The 26981-nt window shown below is 59.2% G+C and carries 28 protein-coding genes; 11 read left to right on the top strand and 17 right to left on the bottom strand.

What is annotated here, in order from left to right; all coding sequences use genetic code 11:
- Nucleotides 1-43: 43 nt before the first annotated feature.
- Nucleotides 44-1108 (top strand): Rieske 2Fe-2S domain-containing protein, encoded by a 1065-nt coding sequence (locus tag PQR40_RS17210; protein WP_408225754.1) that lies wholly within the window; start codon nucleotides 44-46, stop codon nucleotides 1106-1108.
- Between the two features lie 297 nt (nucleotides 1109-1405).
- Here the strand turns inward: PQR40_RS17210 and PQR40_RS17205 are convergent, their stop codons facing one another.
- On the bottom strand, nucleotides 1406-1636 hold the full coding sequence (locus PQR40_RS17205; RefSeq protein WP_408225751.1) for a hypothetical protein: 231 nt from the start codon (nucleotides 1634-1636) through the stop codon (nucleotides 1406-1408).
- A 474-nt stretch (nucleotides 1637-2110) separates the two neighbouring features.
- On the opposite strand from PQR40_RS17205, the gene PQR40_RS17200 reads away from it, so the two are divergent.
- A complete protein-coding gene (locus PQR40_RS17200) occupies nucleotides 2111-3517 on the top strand; it encodes a carbohydrate porin (protein WP_408225748.1) in 1407 nt (468 codons plus the stop codon).
- A gap of 251 nt (nucleotides 3518-3768) precedes the next feature.
- Here the strand turns inward: PQR40_RS17200 and PQR40_RS17195 are convergent, their stop codons facing one another.
- The 3 genes from PQR40_RS17195 to PQR40_RS17185 all read right to left on the bottom strand — a co-directional run bounded on the left by PQR40_RS17195 (nucleotide 3769) and on the right by PQR40_RS17185 (nucleotide 6427).
- A complete protein-coding gene (locus tag PQR40_RS17195; RefSeq protein WP_408225745.1) occupies nucleotides 3769-5463 on the bottom strand; it encodes an FAD-dependent monooxygenase in 1695 nt (564 codons plus the stop codon).
- 103 nt (nucleotides 5464-5566) lie between these two features.
- Nucleotides 5567-6184 (bottom strand): glutathione S-transferase family protein, encoded by a 618-nt coding sequence (locus tag PQR40_RS17190; protein ID WP_408390570.1) that lies wholly within the window; start codon nucleotides 6182-6184, stop codon nucleotides 5567-5569.
- Nucleotides 6185-6427, bottom strand: coding sequence for a hypothetical protein (locus tag PQR40_RS17185; protein ID WP_408225736.1), 243 nt, complete (start codon nucleotides 6425-6427; stop codon nucleotides 6185-6187).
- Nucleotides 6428-6884: 457 nt separating this feature from the next.
- On the opposite strand from PQR40_RS17185, the gene PQR40_RS17180 reads away from it, so the two are divergent.
- Nucleotides 6885-7526, top strand: a complete 642-nt coding sequence (locus PQR40_RS17180; protein ID WP_408225733.1) for an FMN-dependent NADH-azoreductase — start codon at nucleotides 6885-6887, stop codon at nucleotides 7524-7526.
- Nucleotides 7527-7539: 13 nt separating this feature from the next.
- The gene (locus tag PQR40_RS17175) at nucleotides 7540-8031 is read left to right on the top strand and encodes a VOC family protein (protein ID WP_408225730.1); all 492 of its coding nucleotides are present in this window, start codon (nucleotides 7540-7542) and stop codon (nucleotides 8029-8031) included.
- Between the two features lie 788 nt (nucleotides 8032-8819).
- Here the strand turns inward: PQR40_RS17175 and PQR40_RS17170 are convergent.
- The 3 genes from PQR40_RS17170 to PQR40_RS17160 form a co-directional block, all read right to left on the bottom strand.
- On the bottom strand, nucleotides 8820-9593 hold the full coding sequence (locus PQR40_RS17170; RefSeq protein ID WP_408225727.1) for an ABC transporter substrate-binding protein: 774 nt from the start codon (nucleotides 9591-9593) through the stop codon (nucleotides 8820-8822).
- Between the two features lie 87 nt (nucleotides 9594-9680).
- Nucleotides 9681-10772: a DUF2817 domain-containing protein gene (locus PQR40_RS17165; protein ID WP_408225724.1), complete on the bottom strand. Its 1092-nt coding sequence runs from the start codon at nucleotides 10770-10772 to the stop codon at nucleotides 9681-9683.
- Nucleotides 10773-10776: 4 nt separating this feature from the next.
- On the bottom strand, nucleotides 10777-11856 hold the full coding sequence (locus tag PQR40_RS17160; RefSeq protein ID WP_408225721.1) for an aromatic ring-hydroxylating dioxygenase subunit alpha: 1080 nt from the start codon (nucleotides 11854-11856) through the stop codon (nucleotides 10777-10779).
- A 153-nt stretch (nucleotides 11857-12009) separates the two neighbouring features.
- Here PQR40_RS17160 and PQR40_RS17155 point away from each other — a divergent pair, with 153 nt between their 5' ends.
- The 3 genes from PQR40_RS17155 to PQR40_RS17145 all read left to right on the top strand — a co-directional run bounded on the left by PQR40_RS17155 (nucleotide 12010) and on the right by PQR40_RS17145 (nucleotide 13761).
- The gene (locus PQR40_RS17155; RefSeq protein ID WP_408225718.1) at nucleotides 12010-12975 is read left to right on the top strand and encodes a LysR substrate-binding domain-containing protein; all 966 of its coding nucleotides are present in this window, start codon (nucleotides 12010-12012) and stop codon (nucleotides 12973-12975) included.
- A 61-nt stretch (nucleotides 12976-13036) separates the two neighbouring features.
- Complete coding sequence (locus PQR40_RS17150; RefSeq protein ID WP_408225715.1) at nucleotides 13037-13318, top strand: CppA family protein; 282 nt, start codon at nucleotides 13037-13039, stop codon at nucleotides 13316-13318.
- Between the two features lie 38 nt (nucleotides 13319-13356).
- The gene (locus PQR40_RS17145; protein WP_408509449.1) at nucleotides 13357-13761 is read left to right on the top strand and encodes a DUF2471 domain-containing protein; all 405 of its coding nucleotides are present in this window, start codon (nucleotides 13357-13359) and stop codon (nucleotides 13759-13761) included.
- A 160-nt stretch (nucleotides 13762-13921) separates the two neighbouring features.
- Here PQR40_RS17145 and PQR40_RS17140 read toward each other — a convergent pair whose 3' ends face one another.
- Together PQR40_RS17140 and PQR40_RS17135 are read right to left on the bottom strand one after the other, a co-directional pair.
- Nucleotides 13922-15136 (bottom strand): glycosyltransferase, encoded by a 1215-nt coding sequence (locus PQR40_RS17140; protein WP_408225709.1) that lies wholly within the window; start codon nucleotides 15134-15136, stop codon nucleotides 13922-13924.
- Between the two features lie 11 nt (nucleotides 15137-15147).
- Nucleotides 15148-15291, bottom strand: a complete 144-nt coding sequence (locus PQR40_RS17135) for a hypothetical protein (RefSeq protein ID WP_408225706.1) — start codon at nucleotides 15289-15291, stop codon at nucleotides 15148-15150.
- A gap of 175 nt (nucleotides 15292-15466) precedes the next feature.
- Between PQR40_RS17135 and PQR40_RS17130 the strand changes: the two genes are divergently transcribed.
- Nucleotides 15467-16372 carry a LysR family transcriptional regulator gene (locus tag PQR40_RS17130; RefSeq protein WP_408225703.1) on the top strand — a complete coding sequence of 302 codons (906 nt, stop codon included), beginning with the start codon at nucleotides 15467-15469 and terminating at the stop codon, nucleotides 16370-16372.
- A gap of 184 nt (nucleotides 16373-16556) precedes the next feature.
- Here the strand turns inward: PQR40_RS17130 and PQR40_RS17125 are convergent, their stop codons facing one another.
- From PQR40_RS17125 to PQR40_RS17105, 5 genes are all read right to left on the bottom strand, one after another.
- Nucleotides 16557-17285 carry a hypothetical protein gene (locus tag PQR40_RS17125; RefSeq protein WP_408225701.1) on the bottom strand — a complete coding sequence of 243 codons (729 nt, stop codon included), beginning with the start codon at nucleotides 17283-17285 and terminating at the stop codon, nucleotides 16557-16559.
- 232 nt (nucleotides 17286-17517) lie between these two features.
- Nucleotides 17518-17775 (bottom strand): hypothetical protein, encoded by a 258-nt coding sequence (locus PQR40_RS17120; RefSeq protein WP_408333003.1) that lies wholly within the window; start codon nucleotides 17773-17775, stop codon nucleotides 17518-17520.
- A complete protein-coding gene (locus PQR40_RS17115) occupies nucleotides 17772-18188 on the bottom strand; it encodes a VOC family protein (protein ID WP_408225695.1) in 417 nt (138 codons plus the stop codon). The genes PQR40_RS17120 and PQR40_RS17115 overlap by 4 nt, the downstream gene beginning before the upstream one ends.
- Entirely contained in the window at nucleotides 18185-18727 is a 543-nt protein-coding gene (locus PQR40_RS17110) for a helix-turn-helix domain-containing protein (RefSeq protein ID WP_408225692.1), read from the bottom strand. Before PQR40_RS17110 ends, PQR40_RS17115 begins: the two co-directional genes overlap by 4 nt.
- Before the next feature lie 177 nt (nucleotides 18728-18904).
- A complete protein-coding gene (locus tag PQR40_RS17105; RefSeq protein ID WP_408225689.1) occupies nucleotides 18905-19633 on the bottom strand; it encodes a hypothetical protein in 729 nt (242 codons plus the stop codon).
- A gap of 420 nt (nucleotides 19634-20053) precedes the next feature.
- Here PQR40_RS17105 and PQR40_RS17100 point away from each other — a divergent pair, with 420 nt between their 5' ends.
- A complete protein-coding gene (locus PQR40_RS17100; RefSeq protein ID WP_408390633.1) occupies nucleotides 20054-20671 on the top strand; it encodes a hypothetical protein in 618 nt (205 codons plus the stop codon).
- 80 nt (nucleotides 20672-20751) lie between these two features.
- Nucleotides 20752-21756: a hypothetical protein gene (locus PQR40_RS17095; RefSeq protein ID WP_408225683.1), complete on the top strand. Its 1005-nt coding sequence runs from the start codon at nucleotides 20752-20754 to the stop codon at nucleotides 21754-21756.
- 39 nt (nucleotides 21757-21795) lie between these two features.
- Here the strand turns inward: PQR40_RS17095 and PQR40_RS17090 are convergent, their stop codons facing one another.
- Nucleotides 21796-22881 (bottom strand): glycosyltransferase family 4 protein, encoded by a 1086-nt coding sequence (locus PQR40_RS17090; protein WP_408333018.1) that lies wholly within the window; start codon nucleotides 22879-22881, stop codon nucleotides 21796-21798.
- Nucleotides 22878-24131, bottom strand: a complete 1254-nt coding sequence (locus PQR40_RS17085) for an oligosaccharide flippase family protein (RefSeq protein ID WP_408390635.1) — start codon at nucleotides 24129-24131, stop codon at nucleotides 22878-22880. Before PQR40_RS17085 ends, PQR40_RS17090 begins: the two co-directional genes overlap by 4 nt.
- A 349-nt stretch (nucleotides 24132-24480) precedes the next feature.
- On the opposite strand from PQR40_RS17085, the gene PQR40_RS17080 reads away from it, so the two are divergent.
- Entirely contained in the window at nucleotides 24481-25671 is a 1191-nt protein-coding gene (locus tag PQR40_RS17080) for a glycosyltransferase (protein WP_408225675.1), read from the top strand.
- Between the two features lie 17 nt (nucleotides 25672-25688).
- On the opposite strand, the gene PQR40_RS17075 is transcribed toward PQR40_RS17080, so the two are convergent.
- Nucleotides 25689-26882: an acyltransferase family protein gene (locus PQR40_RS17075; protein WP_408225672.1), complete on the bottom strand. Its 1194-nt coding sequence runs from the start codon at nucleotides 26880-26882 to the stop codon at nucleotides 25689-25691.
- Nucleotides 26883-26981 lie beyond the last annotated feature (99 nt).

Raw genomic sequence — 26981 nt, 5'->3', positions numbered from 1 at the left:
AAGCCGCGGCGTGAGGTTCTCAAGAGACTACTGGAGGAGCGGAATGAAGGCACTAAAAAACGGTTGGTACGTGGCAGCCTGGTCGAATGAAATCACTGCGGCGCCACGCAAGCGCGTCATCCTCGAGCAGTCGATTGTATTTTATCGCACCGCCGACGGCTCACCGGTCGCGCTGTCCAGTACGTGCCCCCACCGGTTTGCACCGTTGGATTACGGCAAGGTCGTCGAGGACACGATCCAATGCCCGTATCACGGGCTACGCTTCGACAAGACGGGTGCCTGCGTGGCGAATCCCGACGGCGCCGGCATCGTGCCCAAGGCGGCGCGGATCAGGAGCTATCCATTGACTGAGCGCTATGGCGCGACCTGGATCTGGATGGGCGATACCGAGCGCGCTGACGTGTCCCTGATCCCTAATTATCCATTCATGGAACCCGGCGGAAACTGGCGCCTGGTGTCGGGATACCTGACGGTCGGGGCCAATTATCGTTACATTATCGACAACCTCGTTGATGTCGCCCATGTGGGTATCCTTCATGGTGACCTGTTCAACTGTCCGGCGATGTCGAAGGCCGAGACGGTGGTTGAGCGTGAAGATAATGCCATCTGGGCTAAGCGGGAGGCGCTTGATACACCGCCTCCAGGGTTGTTCGACATAATGTGGCGTCAGTCGCGCGGCGACTATGAAGGCACCATGCACACATGGGCCGATTCGCGCTGGGACGCGCCGTCGCTGATTTCGCAAAACACCGGCGCGGCTTTGACCGGGATGCCGCGGGAAACCGGGTTGGAAACCAAGAACTGTCATTGGGTGACACCCGAAACCGGGACGTCGTCGCATTATTTCTGGGTGATCGCCCGCAATTTCCTGCTCGACAATGATGCGCTCGACAATGAGATTCGTGTCCAGTCGGAACGCCTGTTTGTGGAGCAAGATCAGTGGCTGCTCGAAGCGCTGCAGGCAACCGTCGGTGATCGGGAATTCTGGTCGATGAAACCGATGCTGCTGCAAGGCGATGCCGGTACTGTGACGGTGCGGCGCGCTTACGATCGGTTGCTTGCTGATGAGGAGGTTGCGGCCAATGCGCCGTCCGCAACGAACGCTTAGATAAATCCGTTTGCTAGACACGGCTTAATGGAGCGTCAGGCTGGAAGATCTGCTCCGATCGATTAGTGGAAAGACTAAGCACAGGAGACCCAATGATCGTACGCGCACGCAGTGCTGCTTCACGCGTGCTGGGTGGCGCTGGATCTTCGCGCTCGCGTGATCTCCCTTGTGTCCGGAGCGAATTCCATCAATCGCGGCGAAGGTTTTCTTCTACGGTATGCAAGTGCGCGTCAAAGAGCGCCAAGACGAGGGCTTCCTTGCGATCCTTCAGTGCATTGATAATCTCATCGTGCTCACCTACACCCTCGCTACGATACCGCGCGCGGACGGCCGTTCTTCGAGCATGCGCAGGCTCAGCAGAAAGCGGTAGGACAGCCACATCGCGAAACCGATCACATCAGGGAGAAAGCGCCACCCGATATAGGAAATCTCCCCGTGCTGGTTGCAGATACATTGGGCTGAACGGCGGGCGATTTCACGATCGCCGTTCTCGGTCGCCGACAGGTTGGCAATACCCAGGCTGTTCATGCCGCGTGAATGTACAAAATGGCACAACAGTTTTCCATCTCATGGCGACTGACAAGCTAATCCACCCTCGTTATGCTTGCGATGCCTCAGAGTTCAATTCAATGCGATGCGAGAGCATCCAGATCGGGTTGATGAATTGTATGGGCGGTCCAATTTCGACCCGGCGCCTGTGGCTTGGCCCCGTTCACAGTCAATCGGTTCGATGAGTTTACGCCTAGAAAAAAAGGAAGTTTCAACTAGAGATAATTTGTAGGACACCATAATAATAACGATGGCTGATTGAAAGGGAGCCAATTAATGCTCCCGCCTAGAGGCCAGACGGCTTGCATCGAATCGACACGCAAAGAATCATATAACGGAGACGATTTATCAAGCTGTCGAAGTCCCTCGTCAAATGCAGACGCCGAGTCCTTCATTCTTGATGATGGAAACAGGCATAGCTGCCATAAACATATAAGACAAATTGGAGATGACATGAGGTATGCCAAGTTCAGACTCGCCACGCTTGTCGGTGTCGCGATCCCACTATCTATTTCTTGCACCGCGTTCGCTCAATCCCAGGAGGCGCAAGCCGGTTCTAACGTCGCCCAGGCGCAGAGCACGACGCCACCGGTGGCACCATCGGGTTCACCGTCGCCGATGCCGCCCGGGATGTCGTCGTTCACGCCTGACTGCCTGGCATTCGACAACCTTAACCCACGCTCCGAACCGGCTGCCTTGCCTCCGTCATCGTGCGAAACGCTCTCGCCGCATCTCGGTGGTGTACGGGACGCCCTTGCCGACAACGGAATCGGCTTTGGCGCGCAGGCGAGGGTTATGTTCTCATACGACCTTTTCCGGCGCAACGCGAATCCCCAGCTATATGCCGGTCAAGATCCGACATGGGGTATCACCACGGCCGCGTTCGTTACCTATGACCTAAACAGAATCGGATTCACGCCTGGCGCCCAGTTGACTGTGGATGGGGAGTGGCAGAACTCTAATTTCCCGGAGTCAATGCCGAATCTGGCAACGGTGGTCATCCTGGCGGTTAATCAGCCGCTCCTGAACGGGCAACTCGAACTTCAGTATGGATATTACCCGCTCCTGACGGAGTTCTACGGCCTGTTCTTCGGGGGGACCCCTTCAAAGAGCACGCTTGGCCCAGTCAGCATTATCCCATCCGAAGTGGGTATGAGCCTGGAGGAGCCCACGCCCTCGTTTGATGTGACCGTGCGTAGCCCAAATCATCACTTTTACAACCACTTCGCCGTCGCGAGAAGCCAGAGTCCAGAGGGTTTTGCCGCCGATGTCGCCGAGAATCCGACTGGACTCCGGCTGACTGTTCCTGGTGCGCGGGCTGTATTCGTCGATGAACTCGGCTATAAGACTGAGGCATCCGAAGGACGAGCAATTAACCTTCGCGTCGGTGGCATATACAACACCAGCCACTATTCGAGATTTACTTCGCTGGAGTCAGCGACGAGCAACTACGGAGCCTACGTCGCCGGGACCTACCAATTGACGCAACCCCACCCTGGTATGCCGAACGGTTTGTATCTGGACATCAAGGCCGACTATGCACCGCCTGACCGCAACCTGTTTACCTCTGACTTTCAAATCTCTCTGTTCGATATCGGTCCAATCTATGGGCGTCCGCTGGACATGATATCTGTCGGTTTTTCGAAAACCTTCTTTAGTTCGGACGCGCGAGCCGTATCCGCGGCCTTCGCGTCCACGGCGGCCGCCGCCAACTCGACTGGTTACTCCATTTCATACGCGGCAAGGATCATGCGCGGGGTGTATTGGATCAATTCTTTAACGTACACCCAAAACCCAACATTCGCACCGAAGAGCGCCGATTCCCTGATTTTTAATTCGGGACTCAGTCTGGCATTTTGATGTTTTGGTGGTGTTTCGAAGCCCGGTATTGTGTCCCGGGTTTCGATAGCCACTGATCCCGTCCTTATCGAACCCGTCCGTCGCCTACCGTGACAGAGGCAACGTACAGTTTGACGTTTACCCATGCTCACGAAGCTGCGATTTTAGAGTTGCACAGTTTCGACGAGTGCCGATTTACGTCCGCGGACGGCGACACGCGTCGCACTTGAAGCCGTTTCTTAGGCGGCGAGGCGATCGCTCGGTACGTCACGCTACCTGATATCGAGGACTTGTTGCAGGGCGACCTTGAGAGCACCAGGCGCATTGTCGGGGAGTGCATCCCAACGGACGCTCACATGCCCATCGGGTCTCACGAGCACTGCACCGGTATGACCGACCCCGACCATTGTTTCCCACGGTGTGTCGCCGGGACGCTGGACATAACCGGGACTTCCCAGGCGAAACGCAGTCAACGGAACGCTCAAGACTCCAGCGACGTCCGAAGCTGCGGAAAGCCACGCGCCGCCATCCGATGCGGCGAACAGGACGAAACCACCATCATAAAGATCGATTGTCGAGAAGGACTGTCCGTCGTCGCCTTGTAGCCAGACATGGGGCGCGCGCGCGCCCGGATGCCCGGTCGGCCTGTAGGTCGAGATGTCGGATTCCTCGACCGGTGTGTCGTCGTCAATGACCGCAGTCGACTGATAGATGCGGCCGAATTGCTGTCCCTGCGAGAACAGTTGCTCTCGTTGTTTGGGGATGCCAGCGATGATCTTTTGTCGAAGCGCCTCTCCTTCGGGAGTTTCTATGGCCGCTAGCCCCCGCGCATCTTTAAGCAGCCAGCCGGTTTCGGCCATGCGCCGCGTATTGAGGACACACTGGTCACCATTGAACTGGGCGACCGGTTTACGTTCCGCCTGATAGCTGTCGAGCAGACGATTGCCGGCTCCCCAACGCAGGCACGCGATCAGTTTCCAAGCCAGATTCTGACTGTCCTGCACACCGCTGTTCATGCCGAAGCCACCATGCGGCGGAAAGCGATGGGCGGCATCGCCCGCCAGAAACACGCGGCCAGAGCGCCATTCGTTGGTTACCGATTGATCGTGCTGCCAATGCAGTATGCTGACAATGTTCACGACGAGATCCGGCACGCCTGCCGCAGCCCGAATCACTTGGGTGCAATGTTCAGCCGTATATATCGAAGGGTCTTCGCCCTCCGCCACTTCGAAGTTGTACGACCACAGATTGCCGCGCCGTCGCCATCCGAACGCGCCTTGCGTATCGCCATTGATGATCCAGAAAAGACCATACTCGCGGCCGGCGCGATAAGGTTCCATGTCTGCCTCGAACAGGACGTTGAGGGAGGAGCCAAATGACGGAATGGCATCCTCAGTAATGCCGAGCCAATTTCGGGTGTGACTTCTGACGCCATCCGCGCCGATAACGTATTGAGCCCTGACTTTACCTGGACCCCGTTCACCCGATGTATATGCTACCGTCACACCGCTTTCGTCCTGAGCAATACTTGTGGCGGGCGAATTTAAACGCAGTTCGACGGACGGATAGTCCTTGAGCACTTCTGCGAATAGTGGCTCGTAAATGTCCTGACTGCAAAGCGTCATCGTTTCCGGTGACCAGCTGGAAAACAGATCTCTCTCAGCCTGAGTGGCTCCAAGTGTGAGCTTGCCGAGCTCAATCCCGTTCATCCGTGTCATCCAGCCGAACGAAAAGGCATTTCCCGATGTCTCGCCCTGTTGTCGGACGATGGTGGCCAGCCCGAGTTGCCGATAGATTTCCATGGTGCGGGCATGGATGCCGGAAGCCTTGGTGTGGACGGAAAAGGTTAAACGCCGTTCCAATAGAAGCGTTTTGATCCCCGCTCGGCCGAGCTGAATGGCAGAGACGAGACCGACCGGCCCTCCACCGATGATAAGAACTTCAACGTCCGTAATATCGGATGACATGTGTACCTCTGAGTAATGCTGAAAAAATCAAAACTGATGTAGGAGAAGCGTCAAAGAAAGCACGCGTGCACGGTTCCGGGGTGGTACAAAGCGCGACGTGGGGCTACATGCTGACGCATGGCCGCAGCCGGAACATGTCATACCAGGCCCGCAGGCGCCCACAGCGTTCAGGGAGTTCATAGCCGAAGCCTGGATAAATCGCCTCCATCAAGGCAAAGAGCGTGCAATCCGCGATCGTTGGCGTTGCACCTGCCAGGAATGTCTGATCGCCTATGCGTTGTTCCAACTGGTCGAGCAACTGATCGAGCAGGGGCTGCAGGGCGGTGCCAACATCTGGCATCTGACGGAGGCCAGGATGTATCTGCAGTGCGACCGGCGAGGTATGCATCAATATTTGACTGAGCAGGACGAATACCTCGCTTGCGACCCTATCCGTGGCGCGAACCTGGGCTCGCTCTTCGGCCGTGCGGCCTATCATCGGCGGTGTTGGGTATAGCTCTTCGAGATACTCGATGATCGCTGCAGACTCCGGCAGGTAACTGTCGTTATCGAGTTCAAGGAGAGGAACTTTTCCGGCCGGATTTTTCGCCCGGAATTCAGGGCTTTGGTTCTCCAGGCGATGCAGATCAACTTCCTGCCTGTCTAAGGTGATTCCTTTCTCATTCAGATATAGCGTAACGCGTCGCGGATAGGGGGCCATGCTGGTAAGGAAAAGCTTCATCTATGTCTCCGCTGATTTTGTATCATCGGTTGGCCGTCGAGCGTCACGCTCTTTTAGTTGAAACTTGCCGATTTCATCGGTCAGGCGGCTGTCGCAGTCGCCGCATTCATCTAAGCCTTTCTTATAACAACCTGAGAGAATCTCATGAAGACCTTCATTGACAGATTCCTGCCGCATTGAATTTTTCAGGCTACCGATATTTCTGATTTCGATCTTGACGCGGTTAACAGAGCGAAATTGCACCCTGCACGCTCAGCGGAAGCATAAGTTCGTTCTGGAGCATTTTGAATCTTTGGGTATAGAAAACACATTTGCAAATTTAGACGCCTGGACGGGGCTTGGGCATCATTTAGCGGGCGAGTATTTCACGCTGGGCGGTCAATCCCGTCACGCCTTTCGGCACATGTCTGAACAAGGTTGCTTTGCGTCCATGATGGACCAAGGGGGAACCCCGCTATCTTGCGCAGGGAAGCCGAACGCTACGCCGCCATACAGTATTCATGAAGGGAGCCCACCTCGGTCCCTGAGGCAATTTCCCCTGCCGCAGTGCTAAAAAAGCACGACAGTTGTGCGGGATTGCACGCTCCCAATGCCTCGCCGGGCCGTTACAGTTGACAACAACTTCAAATCGCTTCAGCAATGCCGGTTTGCTCCGGTCGAGGGCAAAGGGCGCAATAGATATATTCGGAGACGAATTGAGATGAAAAATGTGCTTGTGATCGAGAGCAGCCCGCGTCTGACGGAGTCTGTTAGTCGCGCGTTGACAGAGCGTGCGGTTCAGATGCTGGAGTCGCGGTATCCCGGAGTCAGCGTCGTTCGCCGGGACCTCGGGCGGAACCCGGTGGGTCATCTGGATGAGCCTACTATCGTGGCTTTGCGAACGCCGACAGAACTCCTTACGAGTGAGCAGTCGGCACAGTTGCAACTATCGGACAGTCTCGTCGATGAGGTCTTGTCTGCGGACCAGCTGGTGATCGGTGTCCCGATGTACAACTTCGGCATTCCTTCGGGACTGAAAGCCTATGTAGACCATATAGCCCGGGCGGGCAGGACATTCCGCTATGGCGCAGACGGTCGGCCGGAGGGGGTACTCGGCGGTAAGCCGGCGTTGATCCTCGGTGCCCGAGGCGGCGTCTACACTGAGGGACCGTTGCAGTCGTTCGATTTTCAGGAACGTTATTTGGGCGCGGTCTTGACCTTCCTTGGGATGGAGTGCGAGTTCGTTCGGGTCGAGGGAGTGGCCTTTGGACCGGAGTTTCTCGCCGCGGCGCAGAAGAAAGCCGACGTGGCCCTGCTCGAGACGGCCGCCTTGCGCGGCGCGACGATCAACCTTCAGGAATAGAAAAGGCAAGTTGATGGAACAGACAATTGACGCTTTAGCATTCGCACGGCAACTGGAGCCGGAGGTCGTCGGGTTAAGTTATGTGCGCATCGCCTCGCCGGACCTCGCTCGACAAACTGCCTTCTATCGCCAGACTTTCGGACTGGAACAAATCGGCGGCATCCTTGAGCATGCCGTCATGCTGAACGTCGGTGCGAGTGTCGAGCAGGCGAGGTCCAACCCTGCAGTTCGGGTGATTCTCGACAGCAGGATGCATCCCAATGCTGAAAACCCCTTTGTTTTTACCGTTCGCGGAATATTCGGCATCATGCAGCGGGCAGTGAACAACGGCGCGGGAACGAAAATGGAACCGCTGATTGCGCGCAATGGTTTCATAGTCGCAAAATTCACCGATCCGGCAGGAAACCTGATTGAACTCCTCGAGGAGGGAACGGATCGTCCAGAAGGTTTATTGCTGCGCGATGATTCTGCATCGACACATCCGTCGCCGGGACCGGCTGGGTAAGGTAATTAATCTGTTGCCCGCAAGCTCATTAGGGTTTCGGCGCAATTTGTGCAACAGGTTGTTGCACAAGGATTTCCCTCTGGAGAATGAAAGGCCCCCCATCTCGCTGGTGTTGATGAGCGTTCAAAACTTCATCGTGGCATGTCGACGCCGACTCGTGGCTTCCGCCGCAGCCTTGGAACGGGGAAGTTCATTTCTTTCTCCAGAGATAAGCACGGCCGACCCGAAGGATACCCATCGACCGAGATCGACTTGATCGCCGAGAGCTGATCGGCTGCTGACGATCCGCACCAGACACTGCGCATCGTGAATACGTCGAAGACGGTCGTGATAGATCTGTGGATCATCTACGTGCTGCTCTCCAGGCATGTGGATATGATGCTGGCTCCGGAACTTCGACAACCAACGGCCCAATCGGCGGTTGGATGGAATCGCCGGCGGATCGTCAAGAAAGTTCAAAGTTAAATGAACTAGACGTCGGATAGTTCAAACTTAAGTGACCCAAGGGTTCAGAGTTACCTGAGCAGCAAGTTCGGGGAGCCTTATCGTAGCGGCATGCTCAGTTCAAAGTTAAATGAATCTCGACAGTAATGCTTTGCGGCTTGCTCGTCCACGAGACGACAGACGTCCGTAGCGGACGTCTATTGCGCAATGATCGGATTCCCCATCAAGCTAGAACACGAATCGACCAGGCGAAACGATGCCGTCAAAGACCCGATCGGACCTGCTGAAGCGGAACTTGCACTGATGCTCCTGCATCCAGGATGCAGGAGCATCAGTACTTGCGATCAAGTTCCGTGAATATCGATGTCGAAGTACTTCTGCTCAATGCGCTTGTACGTGCCGTCTTTCAGCATCGAATCAATTGCCTGATCGACTTTCTGGCGCAGTGCAGAGTCGCCCTTGCGAAAGCCAATACCCGCCCCTTTGCCGAGTGTTTTCGGATCGCTAACACCTTGACCGGCAAAACCGTAACCGCTGCCCTGCGGTGTCTTTAGAAAGCCGTTGATGCCTGCAAGCGCATCCGTGAAGGTCGCATCGATGCGACCGGAGCGCAGATCCGGATATACCTGTTCCTGATTCGCGTACGACACCACGTTGATGCCCACTGTCGCCCAGTTCGCCTTCGCGTACGCTTCCTGTGTCGAACCTTGAGCGACGCCAACGGCCTTGCCCCGTAACGACTGAACGGTTGGTTGCAAACCGGAACCATCTTTAGCAATCAGGCGGCTCGGCGTGTTGAAAAGCGGCTGGGAGAAAGCAACCTGCTCTTCGCGCCTCGGCGTAATCGACATCGCCGACAGGATTGCGTCGAATTTTCTGCCTTGCAGAGCAGGAATGATGCCGTCGAAGCCTGTTTCAACCCATACGCAATGCATCTGCAAGCGCTTGCAGATTTCGTTGCCCAGGTCGATCTCAAAGCCGACGAGTTGCCCAGAAGGCGATTTCGATTCAAACGGTGCATAGGTCGGGTCGACGCCAAAGCGTAACTCCGTCATATCCTTCGCCTGTGTGGCCAGCGCGGCAATTGCCAGCACGGCACCCAGAATGATGCGTCTCATATGCGCTCCCGTTCGTGTGTTACACCGTGGACGTTTGCCGCCGGTGGGTAGGGTGAAAGAACCGTGTCGCGCGAAAGTCTTCGCGGACTACATCTTCGTCAGTGCGTCGAGTGCCCGCTGCCAGATCTGCCGCGTGCGCAGCGCGATCAAGTCGCGCCAGTCGGCGTCAGCGGGATAGAAGTGTTCTAGCAGCGCGGCCTTGATCCGGCGCCCCGTCGCATCGAAAGGATCGCCGTGCAGATGCAGCCAGTGGTCGTCGCGCAGCAAGGTGTGTCCGCGCGCGCCGTCGTATGTACCGCATTCGATCACGAGTGGCATGAGATCCACGTCGGTAAGCTGGTCGATCAGTGCCTGCGAGGTATAACCGGTCGCCGTCGCTGCGACGCCGCTATCAGACGACGCGTCCGCCGCAGTGAGGATCGTGTACAGCCAGGGCCCATACAGCGATTGCGCGGTGTCGTGCGCGGACACCTTGCGCTCGGCAATTGTCATCAGCATCGGATGTCCGTACGCGCCCGCACCGGTGTGCAGATCGAAGGCAATGGCAGTTCGCGCACCCGCGACATGTGCCTGCATGATCTGACGCACCGTGCGGTTCGTCCACGTCTGCTGTGTGCCGCCAAAGAAGATGCCGTCCGGATGCCGGTACTGTCCCGCTTCGATGATATTGCGCACGCGTGCTTCCCCGAGATTGCGCATGTGCAAGGCGAGTTGCTCATCCGCGCGCTGACGCTGCGGTCCGTCGAGATCGCGGCATAGATAGATCTCGTGCAGCGTTTCATATGCCGTATTCGCCGGTGGTGCGTGCGTAAAGTCGATGTAGTTGCGGTTGACGTCAGCGTTGTCTTCATTCACCCGACGCAGCCACGCCGTGCCCCACGGGTTGACGAGATGCACGAGCACGACACAGGTGTCTTCAGGTAAGGCGCGATCTTGCAGATTTTCGAGCAACGCGATCTGACTGTCGGAGCCGTAATAACCCTCCACGCCATGAGTTCCCGACAGCAGCACGAGGCGCTTTTGCGCACCGGCGGGGCCGACGATAGCGACGTCCGTGGAGAGCGCCTCGCCGCGCGGCCCGTACATCGGGTGAGGATAGGCGACATGAGTGGCCTTGACGCGCGCAGCGGCCTCAAGAAAGCGCTCGCGCTGATTGGCGAAATTCGTCGAGAGATTCATCGCATCACCTCGCCTGTTGATCTGTTGCCGGAGTTGGCAAGCGCACAAGCGGCGCAGGTTCCGACGCCACATGCTCGGCATCGATTAACCGCTGCACACCGCGACGGAACCTGAGTGGACCAGCGTCGATTCCAAGGTCGAGATTCGGCGTGCGCCGGTTTGCCATGCCTTCATGCACGGCTTCAAGGATGGCGCGGTCCTCGTCGAACGCGTGGCGCACGTCCTCATTGAATTGTCGCGATACCGCTTCGTCTTGCTGATCGAAATTGCGCATCTGAAACCAGAAGTAGCGCGTATGCGATTCGTCGATCGGCGTCATGAAATTGTATGAGTTCATCAGGAACACGTGATCGTGCTGCGAGCCGTCGTCGGTACCCGTACCCGCCGGCGTGAAGACCGCCTTGATGATCGCGTGCGAGGGAAACCGAACCTCATAGTGCTGCTTGCGGTCGCAGCGTCCGGAGAATTTGACGAACTTCGCATAAAACGGTGCGACATCGACGTCATGCATCCAGCGTGAAACGGTCACGCCGCCATCGTTTGCAACGGTTTTCAAGGGCTCGGCTTCGCACGCGGCGTTGCCGAACGAGCCCGGATGTACCCACGCGACGTGTGACGGATCAAGCAGGTTGTCCGTCACGTAGAGATAGTTGCAAGCTACCGTCATCGCGTCGCCTTCGTTCACGCCCCATGCCGGATCGCCCCATTCTGGAACATCGAAAATCTGGGCCGTATCGGCGAGTCTGGCCTCGCCCATCCAGATCCAGACGAGACCATAACGCTCCTCGATAGGATAGCTGCGTACCTGCGCCGCCCGCGGAATGCGCGACAGGGCCGGTGCGCGCACGCATGCCCCGGCGCAGTCAAAGGTCAGGCCGTGATATCCGCATTCGATTCGATCGCCAAGCAATCGACCCATCGACAACGGCAGCTTGCGATGCGGACACGCGTCTTCGAGCGCGACCACCGCCCCATCCGGGGTGCGAAATAGCACGACCCGTTCGCCGAGCAGTTTCAACGGCATGAGGCACTGCTGGACTTCGGCGCTGCGCGCCGCGACGTACCACGCGTTTCTGACGAACATCGCTGCTTCCTCTGTTTTCATTGCCACCGGCCCTGCGCGCTATCCCACACAGCCTTTGCATCGACTGTAGAAAGTCAAAATAGAAAAGAACAGCACTTGGAAAGTGCGATTTACTTTAGAATTTCTAAACTGTCTTTGTCGGCCAAACTCGATATGAACACGCTCGCACCGCTTCGCGCGATCCAGATTTTCGAAACACTTGGCCGCTGCGACGGCCTTGTCGAGACTGCGCGCAGACTCGATATCTCTCCCGGTGCGGTCAGTCAGCAAATCAAGCTGCTCGAAAACGCGCTCGGCGTGAAGCTCGTCACTAAAGAAGGCAAGCGGATGCGCTTGACCGCCACGGGCCGCCGATATCATGAGAGTTGCCTCGCGGCGTTCGAAACTTTGCGCATCGCGCAGGACGACATCGAGCGCTCAAAGAACATGCGCAGCCTCAATGTCAGCGCCTTGCCTTCGCTGCTATCGAAGTGGCTCGCGCCGCGCATCAATGCCTGGCAAAAGGCGCATCCAGACATCAGCGTCTACCTGGATGGCTCGCATGCGGAGCCGTCGCCGGATGTCTACGAGATCGACTTTCGAATCAGCTACGGCGATCGTATCGACGACGCAGGCACCTCCATCGAACTGTTCCGCGATAGCGTCGTGCCGGTATGCAGCCCGCAGATCCTGCCACGCAAGGGCAAAGTCGCGCTTAAGCCTGCTGATCTCGCCGCGTTCGAGTTGATCGCGGTTGACTGGCTGCCAAAGTTCGCTTCGCCGCCGTCCTGGCGCGACTGGTTCGCCGCGAACGGTGTCGAGACAGTCACACTGCGCGAACCGCATCAGGTGCATTCCCTGTCGAGCGTGGCGATTCAGGCTGCGATCGACGGCCATGGTTTCGTGCTCGCCCAGTGCTCGATGGTCGCAGACGATCTGGCGGCGGGGCGGCTCTCGATGCCCGTTGTTTCGGCCATTCCGTTGCCGTGGCCGTATTTTCTTACCTGGCGCGAAAGTACGTTCGATCGTCCTCAGTGCCGCGCCTTCCATCGCTGGTTGCTCGCGAGGGCAAGGGAACAGCAGCGCAGTATCGATCTGTTAGCGCTTTCTTTCCGCCAAGTCCAACAGCCTGCGAATTAACTTGCATTCCGGCCGAATACTGTATAAATTTACAGTACTGTTTTTATATACAGGATCGGTCATGAACCAACTCATCCGCATCTTGAACGACGGTGATCGCGAAACGCTTGCGTGGTTGCGCAAGCACGTCGGAGACGTGCGTGTGGCTGTCGCTGCGCGGCATCTGGGCGGCAACGGCAAACCATATTTGTCCGCGGTGTGCCGCTATCTCGGCGTACGTCCGCCAACGCCTCATCAACATATCCGACCTGTTGGCGACTGTACGGTTGGCGATAACTACCTTGCCCAGATCCGCCAGTTGTTGGCACAGCGAAGCCAAACGTTGTTGAAGCATCAACTTTGATGCTGGGAATTGCCGCGAGTCTTCAGGAAGATAACCGTATGACTAACAACTCCGCTCTTGATATGGATGTCCACGATATCAATCCTGTCAGCCTCGAACGCGCACTTCGCAGCGCGTCGCTCGACCTCCAGCAGATCATTGCCACGGTCGCAGGTCGTTACCTTGCCAATGGCCGTCGCCGTTACTCAAGCAGCGCACAATTGCCGACCTGGCGCACGCTGCTGACAATCGACGAACAGGTCTTTGAGAATCGGGGCTTCCTGGCGAAGCACGATGAGACAGTACGCTCGACGTTTGTCCGGTTTGAGGAAAGTCGTTTGTCCGGGATGGATCTCGACGAACCTGTCGACTGGCGACGTGACGACGACAACTTGCCAGCCGTGTATTTGCTCGTGCGCGCACTGGTACAGGCCGACGCCACCGATGTGGCCACTCGGGACTAATACGCCGATATCGGTCGCTGACCCTTGGAGTTTTGGAAGCGCTCCAGAAAGTTCAAAGTTAAGCGAACCGCTGGTTCAGAGTTGGCTGAGCAGCACGCCCCGAGAACCTCATCCAAGCGGCATGACCAGTTCAAAGTTAAATGAGCCTCGACACCTGGCGTCACATACCCAGGATGCCCTCTATCTCCGCAACAGCTGTCGCCGTTCCGGTTTCCTGCGCCATTTGTTTTCCTAATGCCGCAGCCCGCTGTCTGGTCTCAGCACGCTGCGCAAATCTGATCGCCTGTTTAAGCTTGTCCCGGTCCAGCTTGCGCGTTGACACTGCACGGTCCGCTACGCCCAGGCGGTTCAGTTGATGCGCCCAGAACGACTGGTCTCCGGCAAAAGGCAACACGACCGATGGCACGCCAGCACGGCACGCAGAATGGGTCGTGCCACTACCGCCGTGATGTATAACCAGCGACGTGCGTGGAAATAGCCATTGATGTGGTGTTTCTTCGACGATGAAGAAATTTTCGGGCAGCACCATGTCTGGAATACCGGACCAGCCCGGGTACAAGAGCACCCGGAGCCCTTCTGCTGCACCTATGAAAATGTTAAGCACTGCTTCCCGGTCGAATCCAACCATGCTACCGAATCCCAGATAAACCGGTGGTTCGCCCGCATCCAGAAATGTTTTAAGTGCAGCCGGCGGTGCCCAGGAATCCGCTGGGGCCAGCCATTGCCCGCACAGCCTGGTGTGCGCGGGCCAATCCCGCGGTTCGGGCACCAGAGCTGGCGAAAGGCCATACAGCATAGGGTGCGCCGTCCATTGCTTCTGGCGCGGTGGCAGCCCTAGCACGCTCCGTCTTGCCTGATTTGTCGCTTTACGGAAGGCGTGCCATAGCAGCCCATTCACAGCCTGATGGCTTGTCCGGTTTAACACTGCGGGGACCCAGCGAGGAGGAAGGAACGGCGAGGGGAATGCATGTGTCGGGGAGATGGGTATCAGACCCGCGCCGATCACTCGTATGCCAAGATACTCGGCCACCGATAAGCCCACGAAAGCGGCCAGGCCCGATACGATCAGCCCGTCGCAGCCGGCCGCAGCTTCGGCGGTCTGTTGCATCCAGCTGTGCGCCTGGGCGTTTGCGATACGCGCCAAACCCGCCGCCGTGGCGTTAACGCCTTTACCGCTGGACACCAGGACAGCCAACTCGTCTCTCATGTTTCCGCTCAACGCCGCATAGGGAACCCCCAGGGCGCTAGCGCTCCCGAGCGTTGCCCCATCGGCAAGCAGCGTCACTTCGTGTCCTGCATCCATCAAGGCGCGGCACAACACAGCCAGAGGTCGCGTGTCACCTTCGGTGCCGTAGGTCAATGCCAGGAGTTTCATCTGGGTCCCTCTTATTGTCGGTTCGGCATCCGCGCGCTGCCCTGCAGGAAGACATCGATCGCCAAAGCGAACTCATGGCGCAATTCAAGATCGGGCAGTGCGAGCCAACGCATCAGCGCGCCCGGGCCGCGCGCGCTGATCGGAAGTGACCACACAGAAGGCTCCGCTGAACGAAGCTAGGATGCGCCTCTGGCGCACGCATTCATGCCAACGAAGTCGAGCCCGCTTAATGAGCGTGTGATCTCCGTGGGCAACCATGCATTATTTTAATTCATTGCCTCACGCGCAAAGCGAGATTAAATTGCTACTTAATGAGTGCCTGGAATCAAGATGCGCAAGTTCAAGATACCTAACATGGGCGCGTTGCTCGCGTTCGAAGCAGCCGCCCGCCACGAAAGTTTCACGCACGCGGCAAAGGAACTCTTCCTGACGGAGAGCGCAGTGTCGCGCCAGATCGCAACGCTCGAAGCGAATCTCGGCGTACATCTATTCGTGCGCGCGAAGCAGCGCGTCGTGCTCACGCGAGCCGGCCGCATCTACGGAACGCAGGTACGCCGCTCGCTTGAACATCTGGACCGTGACACGCTGTCGATCATCGCGCACGGCGGCGGGGGTGGCTACCTGGAACTGGCCGTGCTGCCCACGTTCGCGTCGCAATGGCTCATCCCGCGCCTGAAAAATTTCTACGACCGCACACCGGATGTCCGCGTGAACATGGGCGTGCGAACCGACACCTTTTCGTTCGAGGAATCGCACTTCGAAGCCGCGATCCATTACGGCAAGCCCACCTGGCCGGGCACGTCGTGGGACTATCTGTTCGGCGAGGAAGTCGTGCCGGTCTGCGCGCCATCGCTGCTCGACAAGCCCATCGAGAAAGCACACGAACTGCTCGCCTATCCATTGCTGCATTCCACCACGCGCCCCGACGGCTGGGCACACTGGTTTTCGAGTCTCGGCGTCGAGGACAGCAGCACCATGCAGGGCGTGCGCTACGAATTGCACAGCATGCTGATCAGCGCTGCGGCGGCAGGGCTCGGCATCGCACTGGTGCCGAAATTCTTCGTCGGCAACCAGTTGAAGCAGCTCGGCCTCGTGATCCCGTTCGATAGCGCCACCACGGTCGATTCCGCGTACTACCTCGTCTACCCCACCGAACTGAGCCATGGCAAACCGCTGGAGCTTTTCCGGACATGGCTGCTCGAACAGGCGAGCGCGTATAGCGCGGAAACGGCCTGACCACACTGCTGAAAGCGTTGTGAGCGTAAGCGGCTACGACGCGGTGTCAAGCCGCCCTTGCCGACGTCTATACGCGCGCTGTACAAACCGTTCCAGACGGCAACCGCCGGATAACGTCGACAAGCAAAACCAAACTCGGGGCCTTCCCCCGCGACAACTATTATTCGAAACAAAACGCAAAGCCTTAACGCCCATGCTCTGCCAGACGCGCAACCCTGCGCACCTGACGCGGCAATACGACGTACATTCCCCAGACAACGAAGAGCAGCACGCGAAGCACATCGGCGACACGATCGGGGAAAGGAACGACTACGCTGGCGATCATGAGGCTGCCGGGCAAAGACCACACAAACGTGGTCAAGCCGAGCAGCGTCGCGCGGCTGACATTAAACCGCTTAGGCCCGGGCAGTGCGTGCGAGGCAAGTCCACTCTGTACCGCGTATCCCACGAACGGCAGGCTCAGCAGCATGTAGATCAAAGCGGCCAGGATGATCGGCATCGCTCCGATCGCAAGAGCCAGCATGACCGAAATCATTCCCGCGCCTGGTTTGATCAGGCCCGCCGACAGTTTCACGATAGGCGCGGCTGCTTTCCGATATAGAAACAGGAAAGCCATGAGACCGATGATGGCGAGCAGAATATTCGCAAGGCACTGCCGCCAGGCGCAGGACCACCATACATACAGACGCTGCCCGAAAGTCATTCGTATAGCGAACCTGAAGACAGCCCAGCGATCACGGAAAGCAGCGACGCATACCAGCACCACGAACAGAGCAACGGGAAGAACGAACGCGTAGGGATTCCACAAGAAAATTGCCAGGTGATGCCCAGCAGCGATCGAGGTGGAGGCTGGAGCCGGCGAGGACGGGGCGAAATTCTGCAAATGCTGCGCGACGTAGTCCGAAGGATTCATCGCACCCGAAGGTGCATGCGTTGCCGTATCCACTGAGTAAGGCCCTATCGCCACGAATGCTCAACAGAAACTCGCAAAAGAAGAAATGCAGTCTAGGCGATTATTTTCTGTTTCGCGAGCACGGATGGCACACCCGGGCCGAAGAGCAGATTGCCTCTCCAGTCGTGCAACAACTAACGCCGGGCATCGATGAGTTCGGCGGCGGACTCGCGGTGCACAGTGTGGGAATCCTTCATGCGAGCGGCGTCTCCTGGTCGCCTATAGAACGCCCCGGGCTATGACGGGCGCGTTGGTGGCTGATGTAGGGCAGCGCAAACAGGTAGAGCCCCGTGAGCAGCAAGAGGGCCAGCGGCAGCAGCGGCGCGTAGGTGATCCAGGGCGGCGGCGGGCCGCTTCTCAGGGCCATGGCGACGAAGTTGGCGATAACCGTCAGCGTGAACGCGATGGATACCCACCGGTGAAATCGGCGAATCCAGGTGCTGGTGTTCATGCCGTGCTCTTTGACGCCTGGATCATCTTCCAGCCGTTGCCGGCAGGGTCCCGAAAACCGGCATCGACGCTGCCGAAGCGGTCTATCGGCTCCTGGGTGAATTCCACGCCGCGGGCTTTCAGCTCGGCGTAGCTGGCACGACAGTCGGTCACGGAGAGGACCAGAGGCGGCATGGCCCCCTTGGCGACCATAGCGCGCAGGGTTTGCGCGGTAGCCTCGTCGTGGATGGGCGGGCCGGGTGTGAACAGGCCGAGCTGGAACGAGGGCTGATCCGGATGCTGGACGGTGAGCCAGCGGTAGGGACCGTTGCGCACATCTGTGTGGACGCGGAATCCGAGCTTGTCGACGTAGAAGCTGAGCGCCTCGTCCTGGTTATCGACGTACAAGCCCACCACATTGATACCCTGGTTCATGACACCTCCTTGGTTGATGGCCGGAATTTATCCTTGGCCACGCGGCGGCGCTTCTCCAAAACTGCGATGTTGAGATCGGGGCGCTGTGCGGCCTTCAGGACGCAGGCCGGCACGCGATCGAGTTGAGGCATGTTGGCCTGGGCCTCACGGCGCATGGCGGTGGGGCTTTGCCCGGTGATGTCGCGGAAGATGCGGCCGAAGGTGCCCAGGCTCTCCCAGCCGGTGGCGAAGGCAATTTCCGTGACGCCGAGCTCGGTGTCGCGCAGCAGAGTGGTGGCCTGCTCGATGCGCCGTGTCAGCAGGTAGCGGTGCGGTGGCAGGCCGAAGGCCCGTTTGAAGGAGCGCGCGAAATGGGCTTCGGAGACGCCACTGACTTCGGCCAGGCGCTTGACCGGCCAGGCCTCGTGCGAGGCGGCGTCCATGCGGTCTTTGGCGCGTAGCAGGCGGCGCAGCAGGGCTGGGTCTTGCAATGCCTCGGCGCCGACCGGCGTGGAGGACGAGGCAAGCGGCTGACCTTTATGGTCTTCGCGAGGGGGCATAAAATCCCAAGGGACTGGCAATATGCGGGTAGTTTAGGCTCAACACCGTTACCCGCATAGCGGCGCACTGGCGCTCACCGAAGTGATAGTACGTGTTCGCTAACAGCCAGATCCGGCGCCCATCCTTCCTGATGGAGGCCTCAGGAAGGACGGGAAACTGCGGGTACTTTCGTTACCTTAAGCCGTAGTCGACACCAGGCTCCCAACCGTTTGCATATGCGAGTGCCCCTTAAGATTATTCGCGAGCGTCTGCACAAACGACTGCAACGACGTCCCCGAACTGCTATCGCCGAGTGAGCTCAACAGCGCCTGGAAATCCGTCTGCAGCGTCGACGTCTGCGAAGAAGACGAAGAAGCATCGCTACTTGTTCCCGCAGTAGCGGACGCCGCACTCGAACTCGTCGTGCTGCCGGACCCGAGTTCCTGTGCGAGCGCATTCAGCGCCCCGCCAATATCTCCATAGGAAGACGTCGCGACCGAATTCGTCGAACCGCTCGTGCTAGTAGACGTGGAGGCGTCACTGTTGCCCGATTGCTGAAGCGACCCTAGCGTCTGAAACAGCGCCCCGAGAAAAGCCTGCAGCGCTCCGGATACCGAACTGGTTGACGACGAATCGCCCGTGGACGAGGTGGAAGAGACCGCGGTGCTGGACGAGCTCGAAGAAGCCGCCGTGCCCGACGTACCCGACGCAGCCGTGGTCGACGCCGTGCTGCCAATCCCAAGCGCCGACAGCGCCGCCTCAAGTGCCGACAACAGCGGGTTCGCGTCCGTCGAACTGGTCGACGAAGACGACGAGGACGATGAAGACGCAGCTTTTTCGCAGCCGCCACCGCCCGAGCGGCGAGTGGCGCCGACAGAAAGCAGGTCAGTGCCGGTTTGCGAACCGCTTACACTTTGTATGCTCATGATGCTTGATCTCCTTACGGGTTGAGCATTCAGCGTAAGCGATGAAAACATTTCCAAATGCCTGGTAAGGGGTGGATTTCCCACCCATCTCGGCTATCGGTAAGGCACGGAAAGTTTTCGCGCAAAAAGGGACTGGGCAATCCGCAGTCCGCCGCGCGGCGTTCAGGGAATCCCCCTATGCTTTCGCGCCCTTTCACACTATTTCCCGCCCTCTCACACCAAGGTGGCTTGATTCGACTGCAGGATGGCGTTTTCGCGCGCTATGCGGCGCCTTCCGTCGAGAGTGCCAGGTGTTACGCTGAAGAGAGCAGCCTTCGCGGCAGTGAGCCGCCGTTCAGCGGCAGAATCAGCAACCACGAGAACGTACCGCGAAGCGCGATTGCCGGCGAACGGCGAAACATCGCTGCGGGAGCGACTGCGATGGGAATCAGAATATATACGGCCTTGACGCTATGGGTGTTTAGCAGTGCTGCCTTCGCATGGCAGCCGCTCACCTATCCAATCCGAAGTCAAAGCGCCTATCAGCGCAGCATCGACACCGCGATGTGCTATGCCACGGCCAACAAGCAGACCAAGGTCAACATCGCGCACGAATCGCAGCTTCCGCCGCGCAAACCGGCGGCAACCAAGACTTCGTCGACCGGTGTGCCGTCGCGGCCACCTTTACCCCCCAGCAGTTTTTCAGCGGCGCCTCCGGGCGCAAGCATGCCCGCAGCCGCGGCCGCGCCTGCTGCAAGTGAGCCCGGTGTGAGCACAGCAACAGCTAACGCAACGACCGCTGCGGCGACGAAGACAGCCAGTTCAACCACGGCGACAACCGCAAAGGCGGCCACCGCAATGGCGGCAAGCGCGACTACCGCGGCCGCCACGCCTGCATCGGCAACCCTCGCGGATAACGGCGCCTCGGAGACAGCAGCAGCGGGCGCGGCATCCGGCGTGAAGCTGCCGCCGCTGCCGGCACCCGAACCGCCTATGACACAGTATTGGGCCGCGTATGGCGCGTGCATGCAGGCACGGGGTTACGTCGTCACACAGTAATCCCGCTTGCAAGCCTCGTTGCGGTGCCTTGTTCTTCCTGATTGTGGCGCCGGCATTCGACGCCCATTTGCGACACGGCAATGCTTAGCGACGCTACTTCCGATCAGCATGATTACTTCCAATGCGAGCACTGCGGTGCGCCGCTAGCCGGTCGCTTTACGCCGTGCACCGAGTGCAATGCGCGTCCGGTCGATTCGTTCGGCGCGCGCGCCACGCGGCCCTCTTCCCTGAACATGCCGTTCGGCGACACCAAGCCGATGCTGGTAACCCGGCTGACGACACCGCGAATCTGGCGCCCGTCCTCACGGGATCTAACCGATCCGTACGCCGTCATTCTTGAGCCGCAGGTCACCACCCCCGTCTTGCAGAGACTGCGCCAACCGATAGCACTCGGCGTGTCGGTGTTGGTCGTGGCATCCGCGGTGTACCTGGGCTTCCTACACAGCAACGACTCGGTCGACGGCACTCCCATCGCGGTATCCGGCAAAGTGAAGACCCAGAACGTCAGGCCGCCGGTTGCCGTCGCCCAGCGGTCAGCGCCCGTGTTCGTCGCTCAAAGGCCGGCGAGACCCGCGCTCGTGCGATCTCCCCCTACTCCGCCGCTTGCTGCTACGCCGCCGGCGTCACGGCGCATGATCGTGGCATCGACTGAGGCGAAGCCCAAGCCAGTCGGCCAGACCAGCAACCCGCCCGATAGACCGCGCGTGAATACCTCGAAGCAGATCAGAGCCGCCCGCGCCAATCTGGAGCAGAACAATCTGTCGGCGACGAAAGTGCGGTTGGCGGCGGCCATCGCGGCACAGCCGGACAACCCCGACGCACTGCGCATGCGAGCAACCGTGGCCGCACGCGAACAGCAGCGGGATGCTCTGCTGAGCGTGGCACGAGGTTGCGGCTATATGGCACGATGGGCATGCGTCTGGCACAAGGCCGACGACGCGCTGCTGGTCGATTCGAGCAGCAAGGAAGCCCAGCGCCTGCTGACAATCGCGATGCACGAATCCGAGCTGGCGAGCGCATGGCAACCGACACCTGCGCCCGAGGCGACACCCGACGAACGCGGTCTCGCCATCAGCCACCATTGAACTCGACGTGTCACGTGCAAGAGGCGCTGCCTGGGCGAGCTAGCTGATCGATACGGCCAGACGACTAGCGCTGACTTGATGCGCGATTGCCCGATAGCGGGCCGCTGTATCCCTGAGCGTCAGGCCGGCAAGCGAGCGTTGCGCCCGCGCCTGCCCTAATGCCTCGACAACGGCATCCGCATAGCACGGCACATTGTCGGTATCGACCAACTGCACGCCGGGAAATCCGCTAGCGAATGCAAACGGCTGAATCTTGCTCGCGACGATCGGGATACCGGAGGCCAACGCTTCGAGAAACGCCACGCTGTGTCCCTCGAAGCGCGAAGGCATAACGAACACATTCGACTCCGACAACACGCTCGCCACATCGGTGCGCGGACCGGCCACCACGACCTGGTCCGCCAGCCCCAATTCCCGCACGAGGTCCATGACCGCGCGCTGGTAATCCGGATCTTCGATCACGCCGTAGAGCACGAGGCGTGCGTCTCTCACTCGCTCGAGCACCGCGCCGAAAGCGCGCACCGTCAGAAGCTGATTCTTCACCGACGTATATCGCCCAATCTGCACAACCTGAGGCGCACGGCCGCTATGCGCCGCGCCGTCGGTAAACGCGAAGCGCCCGAGGTCGACACCATTTGGCACCACGGTCATTGAAGGATGTGGCCCAACGGCCTGCACATAGTCGGTCACGCCTTGTTGCGATACGCCGATCACCATCCGGGCACGTCCCGACAGGATGTGCTCGACGCGCCGGAACAGCGGCCGCTCGAAATCGTTGGTCGCCGAATGCATGACGTAGACGACCGGCACGCGCAGCGGCAACGCGCGCGCATAGAACGAAGGAATCGTCGCATGCGCGAAAATCACGTCTGGGCGAAAACGCCGCACTACGAGGAACAGGTTCCACAATTTGCCTGCAAGGCGGTGACGCCGCAGCGGAAACCAGCACTGCACGCCGTGCTTCTGCAGATCGTCCTGCAAAGGCATGAATTCGGCATGTACGGGCAACAGCGAAGCCACGCACACAGCCATACCCTCCGCGCTTTGATCGATAGCGAGGTCCCTGGCGAGGATTTCGGCACCCGACAAACGCGGCGCCAGAACCAGATGTAAAACACGAATCATGGCGTCCTTGCGGTCAGCGTCCTGAACAGCATCCACGCCGCGGCGCAGCCAAGGCCAAGGGTCATGGACCAGGCAATGCCCGTCACGCCCCACCAGTGAACCGCCGCAGGCGCACTGACCAGCAGCACGACGACCTGAATCAGCGACGCATGCACGGTCGCCTTCGCATCACCCACCGCGCGCAGATAAGCAACCAGCACGGCGATCAATGCGCCGATCGCCATGTTGATCACCAGAATTCTGAACAGCGGCACCGCAGGCAACCAGGCTGCACCGAGAATCAGCGAGAAGAGCGGCTCGGCGACCAGTCTCAGCACCTCGACGAATCCCGCCAGCCCGATCGCGATCACGAGAAGATAAATCTTGATGAGCCGCGACGCCGATTGCGGATTGCGGCGATGACGCGCCGCGAAGGTAGGGAAGAGATATTGCGACATGGCGATCGCGGCATCGGCGAGCAGCATCTGCGCGAGCCGCGACGACATCTGATAAGCGCCGAGTTGCGCCGGGCCAAGCAGCTTGCCGACTACAACCTTGTCGAACTGGTTGAGCAGCAGATTGATCACGCTGCTCGCCCAGATCCAGCGGCTGAAGCCCACGTAGTGACCGATGCCCGACCACACGGCGCGGATCGGCGGCCGCGGGTTCATCGTTGCCCAGGTCAGGGTACTTTTCAGACTTTCGCCGGCTACGAGGCCGATCAGCACCGAGGCCGCACCGGCGCCGAAATACGCGAGCCCCAGCCCCACCGAACAATCGACGAATGCCGCCGCAATCTCAACGCCGGCAATATGCTGGAAGCGCCGCTCGCGCTGCACGAGGTAGTACGTTGGCGATGCCAGTCCGCGCAAAAGCGGCAGCAGCGCGGCAAGCTGAATCAGCACCAGCGAACCGCTCAGATGAAACTGACTGCTCAGCAATGGCGCGAGCGCGACCAGCAGCAGTGAGATGAGCACGCCGCGCGCGGTCAGCGTCGTCCATAGCGCGCCGAGTTGCGAACGTGTCGGCGGATGTTCGCCCTGAATAACCGCTTGCGCGAGACCTGTATCCGATAGCGCCTCGGCAATCGCCACTGCGAGCAAGGCCACGCTCACGCTGCCGATCGCGGCCGGCCCGAGCATCCGGCCAATCGCCAGAAACTTGACCGCTACGAGTCCACGCACGGCGAACTGCTGCAATAGCACCCAGGTCGCCGCGCTCGCGCCGAAGCTGGACGCCATGGAGAGCGCCGGAAGCCTGATCGCCCGCAAGCTGTATCTCCGTCGAATCGGAACGCCGTTGAATCGGCCACACACAGCGATTGAATGCATCGCTGCGAAACGCCGCCGGCGCATAAGTAGTTAGGTCGCACCAGCGAACTGGCGAGCTTTTTCATCGAACGCTATATACGACCTTACCGCGAGACAATCGGCAACAACCGCCATCAGCTAGGCCGGTTCAGCCGAAGCTATTGCGCACTAGTACGTTTACCCACAGAACGGGTCAAATAGACGGGTCCCCTCACGTCGCCGATGCTAACGTTGTTCAGTTAGCGCTCCAGACAACCGGCGCGAGGTTGCTTTTCCACAACGCATTCGACCACCGAGGACCACTGAATCGATGGAACAAGACTACGTTCTGATTGTGGAACCCAACCTCACCGGCCATCGCTGGCGCTATGTCGAATGGACCATGCAGGCCTGCACGGAAGCAGGCTATCCGTGCATCCTCGCGACTGAATCCGCCAACGAAGACCATCGGCTCGCCAGACAGATCGTCGCCGCGAACCGTGCGGATCTGCAGATCGCGTTCGTCGATCCCGAGGAGCGGCCACGCGGGCTGCTGCGCCAGTCGAACCAATACTCGCGCTTTCACCGCTATTTCAAGCGCGTCTGCCGGATCGTCGGCCGCGCGCAACCGGTCAGGCTGGTGGTCGTGCCTTACGTCGATTACTTCTTCTACGCGTTGCCGTTTCTCGGCTCACCGTTCGGCAAGACACCGTGGATCGGCATCACGATGCGTTCGACCTTCCATCATCACAAGGTCGGCATCAAGTCGCCTGATCGACCGATCGTGAATGCGGTCAAGGCGTTGCTTTTCAAGCGCGCGATCCGGACCGCCGGACTGCGCACACTCCTGACGATCGACCCCACCTTGCCGGAGTGGGCGGCACGCAGCGCCTCGAAGACCAGCGCGGCCATCGCCTATGTGGCCGATCCATTTCCCGACGAGCGTGCGGAAAACCCGGTACAGGCCCGCGAACGACTCGGACTGGACCCCACACAGCGTTATCTGCTGGTGTACGGCGCGATCACCGAACGCAAAGGGATCTATGAACTGGTCCACGCATTGACCCGTCTGGAGCATGCGCCTACGCTGATCGTCGCGGGTGAGCAGGACGCGGGCACGCGCCATTTCATGCGCAATCATGTACGTAGCCTGACGCCCGCGCCGCTGGTACTCGATTCGTTCATTGCGAACGATGTCGAGCGCGATCTGTTCTCCGCCTGCGACGCAGTCTGGCTGGGCTACAAAGGACATTACGGAATGAGCGGCGTGCTTGTGCAAGCCTACCGTTTCGGCAAACCCGTGATTGCAACAGAAGACGGACTGATCGGCTGGTTCAGCCGGCGCTGCGAACTGGGGCCGATTCTCAGCGACCTCAGCTCCGCCTCGATCGGCAAGGCGATCAACGAGACGATGACCTCCTGGCCGCACGCGCCGCAAGCCACTCCTTCGACCCGCGAAGATCTGCTCTCACGGCACACGCTCGGGCAATTCAAGCAGACCTTGCTTCAGCAGATGGCCTGATCCGGCACATCACAAGGTCAGGATAACTGGCCGCCTGTTACGGGCACCTTAGGTACTTCCGGCGCTTCCGCTACTTCCGGCACTTCCGGCACCTCCTCGCGCACCGAACTGTTGCGCTTGGCCGGGAACAGCGCGTTGCGCATCAGCAGGAACGGATACTCGATCGCGCGCGTGGTCACATAGCCGATCGCAATCGCGAAAGCGAACTGCGCGGTAAGCGCCGCCACCCAGATTACGCTCGGTGCAAGACCCATGGCGGTCGCTTTTCGAATCAGCATGTCGCCTGGCGCGAGCGCAAGCGAATGCCAGAGATAAATACCGTACGAATAGAGACCGATCCAGGCAATCCCGCGATACACCCACGACGAACGCACCGATCCGGAATACTCCAGCACGAACACGATCAGCGCGGCGAAACCGATCGCCTGAATCGTATAACCAATGCTTTCGTCGAGCGCCAGGTTTTTCGTCGCAAAAGCGAGCCATGCGCACAGCAGCACGATGCTAACGATCAGCAGCCACTTGCGTTTCGCGATCTGCTGATAGACACCCGGTTTCATCCAGTAGATCGCAGACAGAATCACGCCGACCAGCAAACTGTCGATACGGTACTGCGTGTACGCGAAAGCGCCTTCCAGGTCGCCGCCCGCCACCGCGAAACAGCGCGCAGTGAGCACCACCGCGCAGATGGCGGTCAGCACGCCGACGATCGTCCACGCGCCAAGACGCCAGCGCGCGAATAGCAATAGCAGCGCCGGTAGAACGAGATAAAAGTGTTCTTCGACCGCGAGACTCCAGGTCTGGGTAATCGAGGTGCCCAGATAGTTCTGCAGGTGGGTCAAATTCTGAATCAGAAACGTATTCCACGGATGGCGTCCGGCCAGCACATGAAACGCGATCAGCACGTAATACGCCGGCCATATGCGGAAAATCCGCCGGATGATAAAGCGCTTTGCGTCGACGTTCCCTTTTTCGGCGTACTGTCGAAGCAGAAGGCCGCCAACCAGAAAACCGCTGAGTGTAAAGAACAGATTGACGCCTTCGCGCCCGAAACTCTTCAGGGGGTACTCGATGATCTGGATCAGGAAGTTGTCGGTATGAACGGCATGAAAGTGAAAGCCCATCACCATGATAATGGCAATACCGCGCACGAAATCCAGTTCGATGGCCCGTCCGGCTGTTACGGATCTCGCCCCGCCGAATAATTTCATGTTGTTCTCCCCTATCGCCATTCACGGGCGCATGTCCCTTTTTGCATCTTCGGTGGGCTCACGCGTGCGTGCGCGCCAACATCAAGACATTGGCCGACA

The organism is Paraburkholderia sediminicola (assembly GCF_046026855.1).
In the GTDB taxonomy this organism is placed as follows: domain Bacteria; phylum Pseudomonadota; class Gammaproteobacteria; order Burkholderiales; family Burkholderiaceae; genus Paraburkholderia; species Paraburkholderia sediminicola_A.
This window is presented reverse-complemented; position numbering and strand designations above follow the sequence as displayed.

What these genes read in the sequence shown, in the direction of transcription:
- PQR40_RS17210 (WP_408225754.1), top strand. Translation starts at nt 44, where the DNA reads ATGAAGGCACTAAAAAACGGTTGGTACGTGGCAGCCTGGTCGAATGAA.
- PQR40_RS17205 (WP_408225751.1), bottom strand. Translation starts at nt 1,636, where the DNA reads ATGAACAGCCTGGGTATTGCCAACCTGTCGGCGACCGAGAACGGCGAT.
- PQR40_RS17200 (WP_408225748.1), top strand. Translation starts at nt 2,111, where the DNA reads ATGAGGTATGCCAAGTTCAGACTCGCCACGCTTGTCGGTGTCGCGATC.
- PQR40_RS17195 (WP_408225745.1), bottom strand. Translation starts at nt 5,463, where the DNA reads ATGTCATCCGATATTACGGACGTTGAAGTTCTTATCATCGGTGGAGGG.
- PQR40_RS17190 (WP_408390570.1), bottom strand. Translation starts at nt 6,184, where the DNA reads ATGAAGCTTTTCCTTACCAGCATGGCCCCCTATCCGCGACGCGTTACG.
- PQR40_RS17180 (WP_408225733.1), top strand. Translation starts at nt 6,885, where the DNA reads ATGAAAAATGTGCTTGTGATCGAGAGCAGCCCGCGTCTGACGGAGTCT.
- PQR40_RS17175 (WP_408225730.1), top strand. Translation starts at nt 7,540, where the DNA reads ATGGAACAGACAATTGACGCTTTAGCATTCGCACGGCAACTGGAGCCG.
- PQR40_RS17170 (WP_408225727.1), bottom strand. Translation starts at nt 9,593, where the DNA reads ATGAGACGCATCATTCTGGGTGCCGTGCTGGCAATTGCCGCGCTGGCC.
- PQR40_RS17165 (WP_408225724.1), bottom strand. Translation starts at nt 10,772, where the DNA reads ATGAATCTCTCGACGAATTTCGCCAATCAGCGCGAGCGCTTTCTTGAG.
- PQR40_RS17160 (WP_408225721.1), bottom strand. Translation starts at nt 11,856, where the DNA reads ATGTTCGTCAGAAACGCGTGGTACGTCGCGGCGCGCAGCGCCGAAGTC.
- PQR40_RS17155 (WP_408225718.1), top strand. Translation starts at nt 12,010, where the DNA reads ATGAACACGCTCGCACCGCTTCGCGCGATCCAGATTTTCGAAACACTT.
- PQR40_RS17150 (WP_408225715.1), top strand. Translation starts at nt 13,037, where the DNA reads ATGAACCAACTCATCCGCATCTTGAACGACGGTGATCGCGAAACGCTT.
- PQR40_RS17145 (WP_408509449.1), top strand. Translation starts at nt 13,357, where the DNA reads ATGACTAACAACTCCGCTCTTGATATGGATGTCCACGATATCAATCCT.
- PQR40_RS17140 (WP_408225709.1), bottom strand. Translation starts at nt 15,136, where the DNA reads ATGAAACTCCTGGCATTGACCTACGGCACCGAAGGTGACACGCGACCT.
- PQR40_RS17130 (WP_408225703.1), top strand. Translation starts at nt 15,467, where the DNA reads ATGCGCAAGTTCAAGATACCTAACATGGGCGCGTTGCTCGCGTTCGAA.
- PQR40_RS17125 (WP_408225701.1), bottom strand. Translation starts at nt 17,285, where the DNA reads ATGAATCCTTCGGACTACGTCGCGCAGCATTTGCAGAATTTCGCCCCG.
- PQR40_RS17120 (WP_408333003.1), bottom strand. Translation starts at nt 17,775, where the DNA reads ATGAACACCAGCACCTGGATTCGCCGATTTCACCGGTGGGTATCCATC.
- PQR40_RS17115 (WP_408225695.1), bottom strand. Translation starts at nt 18,188, where the DNA reads ATGAACCAGGGTATCAATGTGGTGGGCTTGTACGTCGATAACCAGGAC.
- PQR40_RS17110 (WP_408225692.1), bottom strand. Translation starts at nt 18,727, where the DNA reads ATGCCCCCTCGCGAAGACCATAAAGGTCAGCCGCTTGCCTCGTCCTCC.
- PQR40_RS17105 (WP_408225689.1), bottom strand. Translation starts at nt 19,633, where the DNA reads ATGAGCATACAAAGTGTAAGCGGTTCGCAAACCGGCACTGACCTGCTT.
- PQR40_RS17100 (WP_408390633.1), top strand. Translation starts at nt 20,054, where the DNA reads ATGGGAATCAGAATATATACGGCCTTGACGCTATGGGTGTTTAGCAGT.
- PQR40_RS17095 (WP_408225683.1), top strand. Translation starts at nt 20,752, where the DNA reads ATGCTTAGCGACGCTACTTCCGATCAGCATGATTACTTCCAATGCGAG.
- PQR40_RS17090 (WP_408333018.1), bottom strand. Translation starts at nt 22,881, where the DNA reads ATGATTCGTGTTTTACATCTGGTTCTGGCGCCGCGTTTGTCGGGTGCC.
- PQR40_RS17080 (WP_408225675.1), top strand. Translation starts at nt 24,481, where the DNA reads ATGGAACAAGACTACGTTCTGATTGTGGAACCCAACCTCACCGGCCAT.
- PQR40_RS17075 (WP_408225672.1), bottom strand. Translation starts at nt 26,882, where the DNA reads ATGAAATTATTCGGCGGGGCGAGATCCGTAACAGCCGGACGGGCCATC.